Below are 13,895 nucleotides of genomic sequence, written 5' to 3' on the forward strand. Positions count from 1 at the left end.
GAAGTAGGGTGGGCTTCAGCCCACCACCGACAACGCCCACAGCCCGAAGCTCCGAATCGCATGCTCTGAGCCACCAGCCACCGTCGGTGTTGAATGGCTTTGGTGGGCTAAAGCGCCACCCTACGGTTCATGCCCCTTGGAAGTAGGGTGGGCTTCAGCCCACCACCGACAACACCCACAGCCCAAAGCCCCGAACCGCATGCTTTAAACAGCCAGCCACCATCGGGTTGAATGGCTTTGGTGGGCTAAAGCGCCACCCTACGGTTCATGCCCCTGGAAAGTAGGGTGGGCTTCAGCCCACCACCGACAACGCCCACAGCCCAAAGCCCCGAACCGCATGCTTTAAACAGCCAGCCACCGTCGGCGTTGAATGGCTTTGGTGGGCTAAAGCGCCACCCTACGGTTCATGCCCCTGGGAAGTAGGGTGGGCTTCAGCCCGTAGGGTGGATCGGGGCGCGTGGCCGGCGCTCTTTTCATCCACCATTGCGATCCCCGCTCGGAGCGCAGTTCAAGGGCGTATCGATGTCGCCAGCCACCATCGGCATTGAATGGCCTGGTGGGTCGATAGAGCGTGACCCACCCTGCAGGATTTCACGATTGCGGTTTTGTCGTTAGCCAATCACCTTGCGCAGGCGCAGCCCGGCGATCAGGCCGATGAAGCAGAACACGGCGAACAGCCAGCCGGAGGCGGCGCCGGCCATGATGCCGGAGAGCAGGGTGCCGACGGTGCAGCCGAGTGCGAGCATGCCGCCCATACCGAGCAGTATGCCCCCGACCACGTTGCGCAGCGCTTCCCGGGCGCCTGGCCAGCGCGGTGCGCAATCGCCGGCGAGCAGGGCACTGGCCCAGGCGGCGAGGACCAGCCCGAGAATGAACAGGCCATTGTTCGACAGCAGGGTTTCTTTCACCACCGTGGCGCAACCGGAAAATCCGTCCAGGCCTTCCAGGCGTTCGGGCAGCCAGCCCAGGCCATTGGCGGCGGTGCGCGACAGGCTGCCGAGCTCGGCGGTGACGCCCAGCGGGCCGACGCGCAGGTAGGCCGCCAGCGCCAGTGTGCCGATGAGGATGCCGCCAACCCAGGTTGGCCAGCGTGCGCCGAACAGCAGCTCACGCAGGCCATCTTGCGCTTGCCGGGGTTCCTGATCCTTGCGGTAGCGCAGCAGCAGATGCGCCAGGCCGCCCAGCAGCGCCAGTTGCAGCAGCAACGAGCCGCCATAACCGAGCTGAGCCGGCAGCCAGATCACCGGTGCCTCCTGAATGCTCGCCAGGTACAGGGTGTTCCAGCTCAGAAAGCCTAAAAAGAACCCCACCAGTGCACCGAGCAGAGCCAGCACCGAGGCCATGGCGCCTTCGCCTAAACGGTACAGGTGGGCGCTGATGCACGACCCGGAAATTGCCATGCCGAGGCCGAACAGGGTGGCGCCCAGCGCCAGTACCCAGCTCAGCGGGCCGATGTGGGCATCCGGCGGCAAGCGGCCATTGGTTGGGTCCGGCAGGAAAGCGCCGAAGGCCGCGTGATAGCCCAGGGTGCCGACCGCCAGGGCGGCGAGAATGCCGAGCAGCCCGCTCGGGTCGCGGCGCTCGATGAAATCGCGGCTGACGCAGAAGAAGCAGAAGCGCGAACGTTGCAGCAGCACGCCGAACAGGCCGCCTGCCAGCAGCGAAAAGCTCAGCGCCCGCCCCTCGTTGCTCGGCGTGGCCAGCAACCAGGCGGCTGTGGCCAGGGCGAACAGAATCAGGGTGGCGCTGCCAGTACGCAAGGTGGGCATGTGAGGTCGCTCCATTGACGGTTGTCCGTTGGGTGGAATCGGGCAGGTAATGACCGGGGCTGATCCCGGGTATCGCTTCGCTCGACACCGGGCTACGGGACCCGTCGAGGACGCCCATGAAAAATCGGCGGGAGCGATTTTTAACGTCGCTTGCGACGGCCCGTAGGGTGGTCGCCATGGATGGCAGGCCATGAAAAAGGAGCGGACGCCATGCCTGGCGCGTCCGCCCCGTCAAAGGGTGTTCTGCCGAGGGTTACTTGCCGCCCCAGACCGTGCCGGCGACGTTGACCACGGGTACGCCGACGGCATTGCCGTATTCTGTCCAGGAGCCGTCGTAGTTGCGCACGTCGTAGCCGAGGATTTTCTTCAGGGCGAACCAGGTGTGGCTGGAGCGCTCGCCGATACGGCAGTAGGTGATGATCGGCTTGCTGCCGTCGATGCCCACGGCGGCGTAGACTTTCTTCAGCTCTTCAGCGGACTTGAAGGTGCCGTCGGCAGCGACTGCCTGGCCCCATGGAACGTTGACGGCGCCCGGCACGTGGCCGGCGCGCACGGCCAGTTCCTGAACGCCCTGCGGGGCGAAGACCTTGCCGTTGTATTCGTCGGCGGAACGGATATCCACCAGTTGCGCGTCGCTGCGTTTTTCCGCGGAGGCCAGTACGTCCGGCAGGAAGGCGCGCAGCTCCTTGTTGGCAGCCTTGAGGGTGACGTTGCCGTTGCCCGGGCTGCTGGCGCGGTTGCTCAGGGTGCGTTTTTCCGCTTCCCATTTGACTCGCCCGCCATCGAGCAGCTTCACGTTCTCCACGCCGTAGACATCGAACACCCAGGCGCCCCAGGCGGCGAACCAGTTGTTGTTGTCGCCGTAGAGAATGGTGGTGGTGTCGTTCGAAACACCGGATTTGCGCAGCAGGCTCTGCAGGGCTTCCTGGCTGGCGATGTCACGTTTCACCGGATCGACGAGGTCGCTGTGCCAGGCCAGGTTGACCGCGCCGGGAATATGGCCGCGCTCATACACGCCAGGCACCACGCTGACTTCGATGATGCGTACTTTAGGATTGTCGAGGTTCTTCTCCAGCCAGTCGGTGCTGACCAGAAACTCGCTGGCCGCCCAGGTGGGCGCTGAAAGCAGGCTGGCGACGGCGATCACGCCGGCGCCGAACAGGGAACGAATGTGCATGTGAGGCTCCTTTTCATCTGATGCGATAGGCGTTGTTGGGGCTGTGTCGTGGCAGTTCTTATTGATCGTCCTGGCCCTCCCTGCGATGCGCCCTGCTGTCAGCGCTTCTCTGGTGCCCAGGTGGCGACGTCCACGGCATCCACTGGCGCGGGCAGCAGGCCTTCCTTGTAGAAGGCGTCGGCGATCTTCTGCTGCTCGTTGAGGCTGCCCGGCAGCACGGCGCGAACCTGATAGCTGCGGCGTGCGTTGGCTTTCTCGACGATGGCCGGGTCCAGGTTGCCCCACAGCGGGCCGAGCAGCTCGGCGGCTTCACGAGGGTTGCTGCGTACCCAGTCGCCGGTCTTTTCCAGCTCGGCGAATACGATTTCCAGCACCTTGGGGTTGGCTTTGGCGAAGCGGGTACTGGTCAGGTAATAGCGCTGGTAGTCCGCCAGGCCCTCGCCATCGGCCAGGGTGCGGGTCGGCAGTTGTTGCTGGGCGCCGCTGAGGAACGGCTCCCAGGTCACCCAGGCATCCACGCGCTTGTTCTCGAAGGCGGCGCGGCCGTCGGCGGGTGTCAGGTAGGCGGGCTGGATATCGCTGAACTTGAGGCCGGCCTTGGCCAGTGCGGCGATCAGCAGGTAATGGCTACCGGCGGCTTTGGTGACGGCAATTCGCTTGCCCTTGAGGTCGGCCAGGGTCTTGATCGGCGAGTCTTCGCGCACGATCACCGCCTGGGCACCCGGCGAGGGGGCTTCCTGGGCGAAGTAGGTGAGCTCGGCGCCGGCTGCCTGGGCGAATACCGGTACGGTATCGGCGACGTCGGCGGACAGGTCGATATTGCCGACGTTCAGGGATTCCAGCAGCGGCTGGCCACTGGGAAATTCGTGCCAGCTGATGGTCACGTCCTGATCGGCCAGGGCCTTCTCCAGCGTGCCCTGGCTTTTCAGGATGCTGATCAGGGTCGAAGACTTCTGGTAGCCGATACGCAGGTTTTCAGCGTGGGCCTGGGGCAGGGCGAGCAGCAGGCTGGCGGCGATCAGCATGGGGCGCAGCAGGGACATGATAAGCCTCATCTATGGCGTGGCCAGCCACGGATGAGGCGGGTCACGGGACGGTCTGGGTTCAGCAGGGTGTCCGGTGATCCGGTAGAGGCAAACTAGGCGATCTAAAAAATACGAGGCCAATAATTTAAAGGAATTAGCTTAGATAGAATTGCAGGCAGGCCGATGCTTCAGCATTCACGCCGCCCTGAAAGCCTTGAGCTGGCGCAATGCCGGTATCCGAGTGGGGGCGTGAAGACGGCGTAGCCTGGCGTTTCAGTAGTTGTAAGAAAGCATTTCAGGGTACCTGTAAGCCGGCGACGTCGAGCATCTCGACCAGGCGGATCAGGGGCAGGCCGATCAGGCTGTTGACGTCGGCACCCTCGGTGCTGCGGAACAGGCTGATGCCCAGGCCTTCGGCCTTGAAGCTGCCAGCGCAGTCGTAAGGTTCTTCTGCTTTCAGATAGCGCTCTATCTGCTCTGCGCTCAGGGTGCGAAAATGCACCGTATAAGGAACGCAATCGACCTGGCAGGAACCGTCGCGGCTGTCGAGCAGCGCGAGGCCGGTAAGAAAGCTGACGCTCCTGCCGCTTGCCGCACTGATTTGTGCGTGGGCGCGCTGGTAATCGTGGGGTTTGCCGAGTATCTGCCCATCGAGCACGGCGACCTGGTCGGAGCCGATGATCAGGTGCGAAGCGAAACGCCCGGCCAGCGCCTGGGCTTTTTCCCTGGCCAGACGACGCACCAGCGCCTCGGCGGACTCGTCAGGCCGGCGTGCTTCATCGATACTTGGCGCAGCCCACTCGAAGGGTTGGCGCAGACGGTTCAACAGCTCGCGGCGGTAGGGGGAGCTGGAGGCGAGAACCAGGGATGACATCGGCGTTGACCTCGTGTGCAATGGGCAGAGAATTCTAGCTGTCGGCAAAGGGGCTGGACAGGCGGAATTTCCTTTGACAGCGCACGGTTGCATCCATAGAATGCGGCGCCTATGTCAAATGGCCCGATTCCACCTCACGTTGATCCACGCAAACTCGCCGATCGTGGTGCCACCCTTCAGGGTGAGTTACTGCTGGCCGATTTGTCGCGGCTCTGCGACCCTCTTGCCGATAATGGCGGCAACGTGCGCGCGAAGTTCGTCTTCGAGCGTGACGAGCGCCATGCTGTGGTCATACACAGCCAGCTGGAGGTCGAAGTCAAGATGGTTTGCCAGCGTTGTCTGGATCAGGTCACCTTACCGATCCTCAGCGAGTGTGATTACGCTGTGGTGAAGGAAGGCGCGAATACCCAGTCCGTGCCGCAAGGCTATGACGTACTGGAAATGGGTGAAGATCCTCTGGATCTGCTGGCATTGGTCGAGGATGAGCTGTTGCTCGCCTTGCCCATCGTGCCGGTTCATGACCCGAAAGATTGCCAGCAGCCGGCGGGCCTTGATGAGCCCGAATCGAGCGAGGACGGGGTGACGCGGTCCAACCCGTTCAGTGTATTGGCACAGTTAAAGCGTGACCCAAACGTTTAGGAGTTTACTAGTATGGCTGTTCAGCAGAACAAAAAATCCCGTTCCGCCCGTGACATGCGTCGTTCGCATGACGCGCTCGAGGGTAACGCTCTGTCCGTAGAGAAGAGCACCGGTGAAGTTCACCTGCGTCACCACGTATCGCCGGAAGGCGTTTACCGTGGTCGCAAAGTGATCGACAAGGGCGCTGACGAGTAAATCTTGTCCGCTTCGATCATCGCGATTGATGCAATGGGTGGGGACTTCGGTCCCCACTGCATTGTTCCAGCCAGCATCGCCTGTCTGGCCGAGTTCCCCTCGCTGCATCTGGTCCTCGTTGGCCAAGCCCCCCTTATCGAAACCCTGATCGCTGGAATTCCCGGTGTCGATCACTCGCGCCTGCGCATCGAGCATGCTGCCGAGTCAATCGATATGGGCGAGCGTCCAGGCCAGGCCCTGCGCGGCAAGCCGGACTCCTCCATGCGCGTGGCCCTGGAAATGGTGCGTGACGGGCGGGCGCATGCCTGCGTGAGTGCGGGCAATACCGGTGCGCTGATGGCTCTGTCGCGGCATGTGCTCAAGACCCTGCCGGGTATTGACCGGCCGGCGATGATCGCGGCCATTCCGAGTCGCAATGGCGTTTGCCATCTGCTCGACCTGGGCGCCAACGTCGACTGCACGGCCGAGCATCTTTGTCAGTTCGCGATCATGGGGGCGGTGGCTGTCGAGGTGCAGGGCATGGCGTCGCCGCGGGTGGGTCTGCTCAATGTCGGCAGCGAGGAAACCAAGGGCAATCAGCAGGTCAAGCAGGCCGCTGCGCTGCTCGAAGGCATCGAGGGGCTCAACTATGTCGGCTTCGTCGAGGGCGACGGGTTGTATCGCGGCGATGCCGATGTGCTGGTGTGCGACGGTTTCGTCGGCAATGTGCTGCTCAAGTCCAGCGAAGGGCTGGTGACCATGATGGTGTCGCGGTTCGAGGCGCTGTTTCGCAGCACGCTGCTGGGGCGCGTGGCGGGTCTGCTGGCGTTGCCGCTGCTGCGTCGTTTGCGTGGCGAGCTGGCGCCTGCGCGGCACAATGGTGCGAGTTTTCTCGGCTTGCAGGGCATCGTGGTGAAGAGTCACGGCAGTGCCGGGCCGGATGGTATAAAGAGCGCCATTCGCCGGGCAATGACCGATGTACGGGAGAATTTGCCGCAGCGACTGAGTGGTCGGATCGAGCACTTGATCCGTAATATGTGACCACTTGCGATGGGCAGCCATCCAAAATTTCAGTTTTCGAGCGCTTGCCGAAGGGTGAGCGTTAATTTTCGACGAGAAGATCACTAAGGGAACCGTTCCATGTCTGCATCCCTCGCATTCGTCTTTCCCGGTCAGGGCTCGCAAGCGCTGACCATGTTGGCCGGACACGGCGCAGAGCACGCGCTGATCCTCGATACCTTCGGCGAAGCTTCGAGCGCCCTGGGCTATGACCTGTGGGCACTGACTCAGCAGGGCCCGGAAGAGCAGCTCAATCAGACCGACAAGACCCAGCCGGCGATCCTGGCTGCTTCCATCGCCTTGTGGCGTCTGTGGCTGGCGGAACGTGGCGCGCGCCCCGCGTTCGTCGCCGGGCACAGCCTGGGTGAGTACAGCGCGCTGGTCGCTGCCGGTTCCATCGGCTTCGCCGAAGCGGTGAAACTGGTCGAACTGCGTGGTCAGCTGATGCAGCAGGCCGTGCCGGCCGGGCAGGGCGGTATGGCAGCGATCCTCGGTCTGGAAGATGCCGACGTGCAGGCTGCCTGCGCTGAAGCTGCACAGGGCGAAGTGGTCAGCGCGGTGAACTACAACGCGCCTGGTCAGGTGGTCATCGCCGGTTCCGCGGCCGCCGTGGCTCGCGCCGTCGAGGCCTGCAAGGCCCGTGGCGCCAAGCGTGCGCTGCCGCTGCCGGTCAGCGTGCCGTCGCACTGCGAGCTGATGCGTCCGGCTGCCGAGCGCTTCGCCGAAGCCGTCGCCGCCATCGCCTGGCAGGCGCCGCAGATCCCGCTGGTGCAGAACGTCAGCGCCGATGTGGTGGCCGATCTGGACACCCTCAAGCGCGACCTGCTGGCTCAGCTGTACAGCCCGGTACGCTGGGTCGAGTCGATGGTTCGCCTTGGCGAGCACGGTGTCACCGATCTGGTCGAATGCGGCCCGGGCAAAGTGCTCTCGGGTCTGAACAAGCGCTGTGTCAAGGGCGTCAACACGCACAACCTCGACACCCCCGAGGCCTTTGCCGCTGCGCGCGCCGCACTGGCCTGAACTAGGAGAATGCTATGAGTCTGCAAGGTAAGGTTGCACTGGTCACTGGCGCAAGCCGCGGCATTGGCCAGGCGATCGCCCTGGAGCTGGGTCGTCAGGGTGCCGTGGTCATCGGTACCGCTACGTCCGAGGCCGGTGCCGAGCGCATCGCCGCTACCCTCAAGGAAAACGGCATCGAAGGCACTGGCCTGATGCTCAACGTGAGCAACGACGAATCCGTCGCGGCCACCCTGGAAAAGATCCAGAAGGATTTCGGTCAGGTTCTGGTGCTGGTCAACAATGCCGGCATCACCCGCGACAACCTGATGCTGCGCATGAAAGACGACGAGTGGTATGACGTCATCGATACCAACCTCAACAGCCTCTATCGTTTGTCGAAGGCTGTGCTGCGCGGCATGACCAAGGCGCGTTTCGGGCGTATCATCAACATCGGTTCGGTGGTGGGTGCCATGGGCAACGCTGGCCAGGTGAATTACGCAGCGGCCAAGGCTGGCCTCGAAGGTTTCGGTCGTGCGCTGGCCCGTGAGGTTGGTTCGCGTTCGATTACCGTCAATGCGGTGGCACCGGGTTTCATCGACACCGATATGACCCGTGAATTGCCGGAAGCGCAGCGCGAAGCGCTGCTGACACAGATTCCGCTGGGCCGTTTGGGGCAGGCGCAAGAGATCGCTAACGTGGTTTCTTTCCTCGCTTCCGATGGTGCAGCTTACGTCACAGGGGCTACTATCCCTGTGAACGGCGGGATGTACATGAGCTGAATACGGGCGATGCCATCGGCGAACGTCTTCGATCCGATACAAACTTGGTAGCAAAATTGCTGGTTTGCATGAAGGGTCGTCGAGGTATTTCCGTGGCCGCCATCGGCTTTCAGCTTGAAAAGCCGAAAACCCTTTCTATACACTTGCCGGCACAACCAGCTGGCTGGATTTGTCCAATAGGAGTGACAACACGTGAGCACCATCGAAGAACGCGTCAAGAAAATCGTTGCCGAGCAACTGGGCGTGAAGGAAGAAGAAGTAACCAACAGCGCTTCCTTCGTTGAAGACCTGGGTGCCGACTCTCTTGACACCGTTGAGCTGGTGATGGCTCTCGAAGAAGAATTCGAGACCGAGATCCCGGACGAACAAGCCGAGAAGATCACCACTGTTCAGGAAGCAATCGACTACGTTACTGCTCACGCTCAGTAAGCAGTTCGTCGCTTCCCGAATTGGAAAAGCCGCACGTCTGTAAAGGCGTGCGGCTTTTCTTTGACGGCTCGCTGTAGATTCAAGAGAAACGCCAGCGGCGTTTTTTCGCTCGGGTGAAACTGCACGCCGAGCCAATCGCCAGATGATCAATGCCTGGGCAAAGGCTTGCCAGGTGCATCGAGGCGTCGAAAAACCTGATAAGAGGAGATTGCTGTGTCGCGTAGACGCGTCGTGGTTACCGGTATGGGCATGTTGTCGCCGCTGGGTAACGATGTGCCGAGCAGCTGGCAGGGCATTCTGGCCGGCCGCAGTGGCATCGGCCTGATCGAACACACGGATCTTTCCGCCTTTTCCACTCGCTTTGGTGGTTCGGTAAAGAATTTCGATGTCGAGCCGTATCTGTCCGCCAAAGAGGCGCGCAAGCTCGACCTATTCATTCAGTACGGTCTGGCGGCCAGCTTTCAGGCGGCGCGCGATGCCGGCCTGGAAATCACCGACGCCAATCGTGATCGTATCGGTGTGGCCATGGGCTCCGGCATCGGCGGCCTGACCAACATCGAGAACAACTGCAAGTCGTTGCAGGAGCAAGGGCCGCGGCGTATTTCGCCGTTCTTCGTGCCTGGCTCGATCATCAACATGATTTCCGGTTTCCTGTCGATCCACCTGGGTCTGCAGGGCCCCAACTACGCCATCGCCACCGCCTGTACCACGGGTACCCACTGCATCGGCATGGCGGCGCGCAACATCGCTTATGGCGAGGCCGACGTGATGATCGCCGGCGGTGCCGAAATGGCTGCCTGTGGTCTGGGCATGGGCGGCTTCGGAGCGGCTCGCGCACTGTCCACCCGCAACGAGGAGCCGACCAAGGCGAGCCGCCCGTGGGACAAGGGACGTGATGGCTTCGTGCTGTCCGACGGCGCCGGAGCACTGGTGCTCGAGGAGCTCGAACACGCCAAGGCCCGTGGCGCGACCATCTACGCCGAGCTGATCGGTTTCGGCATGAGCGGCGACGCCTTCCACATGACCTCGCCACCCGAAGACGGTGCCGGTGCGGCGCGCTGCATGGCCAACGCTCTGCGCGATGCGGGTGTTCAGCCGTCGGACGTGCAATACATCAACGCCCACGGCACCTCGACCTCGGCTGGCGACAAGGCCGAAGTGGCGGCGATCAAGTCGGTGTTCGGCGATCATGCTCACGCCCTGGCCGTCAGCTCGACCAAATCGATGACCGGTCACCTGCTGGGTGCAGCGGGGGCGGTGGAGGCGATCTTCAGTGTGCTGGCCCTGCGTGATCAGGTAGCACCGCCGACCATCAATCTGGATGAGCCGGACGAGGGCTGTGACCTGGACTTCGTGCCGCACGAAGCACGCAAGATGCCGATCGAGGTGGCGCTGTCCAACTCCTTCGGGTTCGGTGGTACCAATGGCTCGCTGGTATTCCGCCGGTACGCTGATTGATGCTCACCTGGGTCGATGGCCGGCTGGCCACGTCGCTGCCCCTCGTGGACCGCGGCCTGGCCTACGGTGACGGCCTGTTCGAGACCATGGCCGTGCAGGGCGGTCGCCCGGTACTGCTGGAGCGCCACCTGGCACGGGTTACGGCAGGCTGTGCACGGCTGCGCATCGATCTGGATGCCGCGCGCCTGCGCAGCGAGCTGTCGGCCTTCTGTGCCGAGCTGGGGCAGGGCGTTGCCAAGCTGATCGTCACCCGCGGTGATGGCCAGCGGGGGTACGCTCCATCTGCCGGATCACCACGACACATCCTTCAGGCTGGCGCCATGCCGGCTTACCCGCCGCAGCACGGCGACAACGGTATTCGCCTGTTTCCCTGTGAAACCCGCCTCGCCGAGCAGCCGCTGCTGGCCGGCCTCAAGCACCTCAATCGCCTGGAGCAGGTACTGGCCCGCGCCGAGTGGCAGGACGCCGAGCACGCTGAAGGATTGATGCGCGATGTGTCGGGGCGGGTGGTCGAGGCGGTGTTCAGCAATCTGTTCCTGGTGCGTGATGGCGTGCTCTCGACTCCCGAGTTGAGCCGCTGCGGCGTGGCCGGGGTGATGCGTGCCGAGCTGCTGGAGCAGGCGCAGGCCCTGGGTGTCAGCTGCCAGGTGGGCGATGTGCAGATGGACGAACTGCTGGCCGCGGATGAAGTCTTTCTCTGCAACAGCCTGTACGGCGTGTGGCCGGTCCGCGAGTTGCAAGGCCGTCACTGGCCGGTCGGGCCGCTCACCCGTAAACTGCAGGGCATTGCTCGTCATCTACTGGACTGCTGATTCGTGATTCGCAAATTACTGTTGCTGCTGGAAATTGCCGTGGTGCTGGCCGGTCTCACCCTGGGCTTCGTGGCCTGGCAACAGCACCGCGCCCTCGAGCAGCCTCTGGCGCTCGGTGAGGAGCGCCTGATCGAAGTGCCTGTCGGTGCCACGCCTGGTGGCGTGCTCAATCGCCTGGAAGCGGACGGTGTGATCGACGGTGCACTGTGGTTGCGCCTGTACTGGCGCTTCAACCTGCAGGGCCAGCCGCTGCACAGCGGTGAATACCGCCTGACCCCCGACCTGCGCGCGCGTGATCTGCTCGACCTGTGGCGTCGGGGGGAAGTGGTGCAGTACAGCCTGACCCTGGTGGAGGGCTGGAGCTTTCGTCAGGTGCGTGCAGCGCTGGCGCGTCAGGACAAGCTGGAACTGACCCTCAGTGAGCTGAGCGATGCCGAGCTGATGGCCAAGCTTGGCCTGCCGGGCCTCAACCCCGAGGGGCGCTTCTTCCCCGATACTTACCGCTATGTACGCGGTATGAGCGATGTGGATCTGCTCAAGCAGGCTCACAAGCGTCTGCAGGTGGTACTCGACGAAGAGTGGGCGAACCGCGCCGATTCTCTGCCTTACAAGGATCCCTACGAGGCGCTGATCATGGCCTCGATGATCGAGAAGGAAACCGGCGTGCCCGAGGAACGTGGCGAAATCGCCGGGGTGTTCGTGCGGCGCCTGGCCACCGGCATGCGCCTGCAGACCGACCCGACGGTTATCTTCGGCCTCGGTGAACGCTACCAGGGGCGCATCACGCGTGCCCATCTGCGTGAGCCAACGCCCTACAACACCTATACCATCGACGGCATGCCGCCGACGCCCATTGCCCTGGTCGGCCGTGAGGCGATCAATGCGGCGCTGCACCCCGTGCCGGGCAAGACCCTGTACTTCGTCGCCCGTGGCGACGGTAGCCACGTCTTTTCGGAAACCCTCGACGCGCACAACCGTGCCGTCCGTGAATATCAGTTGAAGCGCCGTGCGGACTACCGTTCCAGCCCTGCGCCAACTCCCCAGAACAGCGATAAGGACAACCAGTGAGCGGCTTGTTTATCACCCTGGAAGGCCCCGAGGGCGCCGGCAAGAGCACCAATCGGGAGTACCTGGCGGCGCTGTTGCGCGAGCAGGGCGTCGATGTGCTGCTGACCCGCGAACCCGGCGGCACCCCGCTGGCCGAGCGAGTACGCGAGCTGCTGCTGGCGCCCAGTGACGAACGCATGGCCAGCGATACCGAGCTGCTGCTGGTGTTCGCGGCACGCGCCCAGCATCTGGCCCAGGTGATCGTGCCGGCTCTGCAGCGTGGTGCGGTGGTGCTGTGTGACCGCTTCACCGATGCGACCTACGCCTATCAGGGCGGGGGTCGTGGCCTGGATGTGCAGCGCATCGCCCAGCTGGAGAATTTCGTTCAGGGTGCGCTGCGCCCGGATCTGACTCTGGTGTTCGATCTGCCGGTCGAGGTCGGCCTGGCACGGGCGGCTGCCCGTGGCCGTCTGGACCGCTTCGAGCAGGAAGGTCGCGATTTCTTCGAAGCTGTGCGCAGTACCTACCTGCAGCGGGCCAGGGCCGAGCCGGCGCGCTATCGCATTCTCGATGCCGCCCAATCGCTCGAGGCCGTGCAACGTGACCTCGATGCGCTGCTGCCGCAATTGCTGGAGCTGCAGCGTGGCTGATGTCTATCCCTGGCAGGCGGAGCTCTGGCAGCAACTCGCCGGGCGCGCGCAACATGCCCACGCCTACCTGCTGCATGGCCCCGCTGGCATCGGCAAGCGGGCGCTGGCCGAGCGCCTGATGGCGCTGTTGCTGTGCAAGTCGCCGGTGGCGCAGCAGGCCTGCGGGCAGTGCAAGTCATGCCATCTGCTGGCTGCCGGCAGCCACCCGGACAACTACGTGCTCGAGCCGGAAGAGGCCGACAAACCGATCAAGGTCGATCAGGTGCGTGCGTTGGTCAATTTCGTGGTGCAGACGGCGCAGCTCGGGGGGCGCAAGGTGATTCTCATCGAGCCTGCCGAGGCGATGAACCTGAACGCCGCCAACGCTTTGCTCAAGAGCCTGGAGGAGCCTTCGGGCGACACCGTGCTGCTGTTGATCAGTCACCAGCCGAGCCGTCTGCTGCCGACCATCAAGAGCCGTTGCGTACAGCAGGCCTGCCCGCTGCCCAGCGAAGCGGTGAGCTTGCAGTGGTTGAGCGAGGCGCTGCCGGGCACTTCCGAGCAGGAAATCCGCGAGCTGCTGTACCTGGCTGCAGGTTCGCCGCTGGCAGCGGTCAGGCTGCAGGCACAAGGCGTGCGTGAGCAGCGTGCGCTGGTCGCCGAAGGCGTGAAGAAGCTGCACAAGCAGCAGATTTCCGCCAGCCAGCTGGCCGAGAGCTGGAACGCCGTGCCCCTGCCGCTGCTGTTCGACTGGTTCTGTGACTGGGCTCATTTGATCCTGCGCTACCAGCTGACCCAGGACGAACAGGGGCTAGGCCCGACGGACATGAGCAAGGTCGTGCAGTACCTGGCGCAGAAAGCGCCCCAGGGCAAAGTGTTGAATATTCAGGAGTGGTTGCTGCAGCAGCGGCAGAAAGTGCTGGGCAAGGCCAACCTCAACCGTGTTCTGCTTCTCGAAGCCTTGCTGGTGCAGTGGGCAAGCCTGCCTGGACCGGGCTAGAATCGAGACCACGTTTCGACATCAG

At 63.4% G+C, this 13,895-nt stretch carries 15 protein-coding genes; 11 read left to right on the forward strand and 4 right to left on the reverse strand.

What is annotated here, in order from left to right:
- Nucleotides 1-611 precede the first annotated feature (611 nt).
- From QRN22_RS25340 to QRN22_RS25355, 4 genes are all read right to left on the reverse strand, one after another.
- Nucleotides 612-1,769, reverse strand: coding sequence for a YeeE/YedE family protein (locus QRN22_RS25340; protein ID WP_231570247.1), 1,158 nt, complete (start codon nt 1,767-1,769; stop codon nt 612-614).
- 253 nt (nt 1,770-2,022) lie between these two features.
- Nucleotides 2,023-2,946, reverse strand: coding sequence for a sulfurtransferase (locus QRN22_RS25345; protein ID WP_042556703.1), 924 nt, complete (start codon nt 2,944-2,946; stop codon nt 2,023-2,025).
- 98 nt (nt 2,947-3,044) lie between these two features.
- Nucleotides 3,045-3,989 carry an aliphatic sulfonate ABC transporter substrate-binding protein gene (locus QRN22_RS25350; protein WP_197077073.1) on the reverse strand — a complete coding sequence of 315 codons (945 nt, stop codon included), beginning with the start codon at nt 3,987-3,989 and terminating at the stop codon, nt 3,045-3,047.
- Nucleotides 3,990-4,266: 277 nt separating this feature from the next.
- Nucleotides 4,267-4,845, reverse strand: coding sequence for a Maf family protein (locus QRN22_RS25355; RefSeq protein WP_042556701.1), 579 nt, complete (start codon nt 4,843-4,845; stop codon nt 4,267-4,269).
- Nucleotides 4,846-4,956: 111 nt separating this feature from the next.
- Here QRN22_RS25355 and QRN22_RS25360 point away from each other — a divergent pair, with 111 nt between their 5' ends.
- The 11 genes from QRN22_RS25360 to QRN22_RS25410 all read left to right on the forward strand — a co-directional run bounded on the left by QRN22_RS25360 (nt 4,957) and on the right by QRN22_RS25410 (nt 13,870).
- Complete coding sequence (locus tag QRN22_RS25360) at nt 4,957-5,484, forward strand: YceD family protein (protein ID WP_042556700.1); 528 nt, start codon at nt 4,957-4,959, stop codon at nt 5,482-5,484.
- A 12-nt stretch (nt 5,485-5,496) separates the two neighbouring features.
- A complete protein-coding gene (rpmF, locus tag QRN22_RS25365; protein WP_025167420.1) occupies nt 5,497-5,679 on the forward strand; it encodes a 50S ribosomal protein L32 in 183 nt (60 codons plus the stop codon).
- Nucleotides 5,680-5,682: 3 nt separating this feature from the next.
- The gene (plsX, locus tag QRN22_RS25370; protein ID WP_042556699.1) at nt 5,683-6,699 is read left to right on the forward strand and encodes a phosphate acyltransferase PlsX; all 1,017 of its coding nucleotides are present in this window, start codon (nt 5,683-5,685) and stop codon (nt 6,697-6,699) included.
- 99 nt (nt 6,700-6,798) lie between these two features.
- Complete coding sequence (gene fabD, locus QRN22_RS25375; RefSeq protein ID WP_042556698.1) at nt 6,799-7,737, forward strand: ACP S-malonyltransferase; 939 nt, start codon at nt 6,799-6,801, stop codon at nt 7,735-7,737.
- 14 nt (nt 7,738-7,751) lie between these two features.
- A complete protein-coding gene (fabG, locus tag QRN22_RS25380) occupies nt 7,752-8,495 on the forward strand; it encodes a 3-oxoacyl-ACP reductase FabG (protein ID WP_042556697.1) in 744 nt (247 codons plus the stop codon).
- A gap of 192 nt (nt 8,496-8,687) precedes the next feature.
- On the forward strand, nt 8,688-8,924 hold the full coding sequence (acpP, locus tag QRN22_RS25385; protein WP_003245177.1) for an acyl carrier protein: 237 nt from the start codon (nt 8,688-8,690) through the stop codon (nt 8,922-8,924).
- 213 nt (nt 8,925-9,137) lie between these two features.
- Nucleotides 9,138-10,382, forward strand: a complete 1,245-nt coding sequence (gene fabF, locus QRN22_RS25390) for a beta-ketoacyl-ACP synthase II (RefSeq protein ID WP_042556696.1) — start codon at nt 9,138-9,140, stop codon at nt 10,380-10,382.
- Nucleotides 10,382-11,194 (forward strand): aminodeoxychorismate lyase, encoded by an 813-nt coding sequence (pabC, locus tag QRN22_RS25395; RefSeq protein WP_042556695.1) that lies wholly within the window; start codon nt 10,382-10,384, stop codon nt 11,192-11,194. Before fabF ends, pabC begins: the two co-directional genes overlap by 1 nt.
- Nucleotides 11,195-11,197: 3 nt before the next feature.
- Nucleotides 11,198-12,262: an endolytic transglycosylase MltG gene (gene mltG / locus QRN22_RS25400; RefSeq protein ID WP_042556694.1), complete on the forward strand. Its 1,065-nt coding sequence runs from the start codon at nt 11,198-11,200 to the stop codon at nt 12,260-12,262.
- A complete protein-coding gene (tmk, locus tag QRN22_RS25405; protein WP_042556693.1) occupies nt 12,259-12,891 on the forward strand; it encodes a dTMP kinase in 633 nt (210 codons plus the stop codon). The genes mltG and tmk overlap by 4 nt, the downstream gene beginning before the upstream one ends.
- Complete coding sequence (locus tag QRN22_RS25410) at nt 12,884-13,870, forward strand: DNA polymerase III subunit delta' (protein ID WP_042556692.1); 987 nt, start codon at nt 12,884-12,886, stop codon at nt 13,868-13,870. Before tmk ends, QRN22_RS25410 begins: the two co-directional genes overlap by 8 nt.
- The last annotated feature ends 25 nt before the right edge of the window (nt 13,871-13,895 follow it).

It is taken from the genome of Pseudomonas sp. MEJ086 (assembly GCF_030209025.1).
Classification (GTDB): Bacteria; Pseudomonadota; Gammaproteobacteria; order Pseudomonadales; family Pseudomonadaceae; genus Aquipseudomonas; species Aquipseudomonas fulva_A.

Excerpts from the sequence above, each read along its gene's own strand:
- QRN22_RS25340 (WP_231570247.1), bottom strand. The coding sequence starts at position 1,769 with ATGCCCACCTTGCGTACTGGCAGCGCCACCCTGATTCTGTTCGCCCTG.
- QRN22_RS25345 (WP_042556703.1), bottom strand. The coding sequence starts at position 2,946 with ATGCACATTCGTTCCCTGTTCGGCGCCGGCGTGATCGCCGTCGCCAGC.
- QRN22_RS25350 (WP_197077073.1), bottom strand. The coding sequence starts at position 3,989 with ATGTCCCTGCTGCGCCCCATGCTGATCGCCGCCAGCCTGCTGCTCGCC.
- QRN22_RS25355 (WP_042556701.1), bottom strand. The coding sequence starts at position 4,845 with ATGTCATCCCTGGTTCTCGCCTCCAGCTCCCCCTACCGCCGCGAGCTG.
- QRN22_RS25360 (WP_042556700.1), top strand. The coding sequence starts at position 4,957 with ATGTCAAATGGCCCGATTCCACCTCACGTTGATCCACGCAAACTCGCC.
- rpmF (WP_025167420.1), top strand. The coding sequence starts at position 5,497 with ATGGCTGTTCAGCAGAACAAAAAATCCCGTTCCGCCCGTGACATGCGT.
- fabD (WP_042556698.1), top strand. The coding sequence starts at position 6,799 with ATGTCTGCATCCCTCGCATTCGTCTTTCCCGGTCAGGGCTCGCAAGCG.
- fabG (WP_042556697.1), top strand. The coding sequence starts at position 7,752 with ATGAGTCTGCAAGGTAAGGTTGCACTGGTCACTGGCGCAAGCCGCGGC.
- pabC (WP_042556695.1), top strand. The coding sequence starts at position 10,382 with ATGCTCACCTGGGTCGATGGCCGGCTGGCCACGTCGCTGCCCCTCGTG.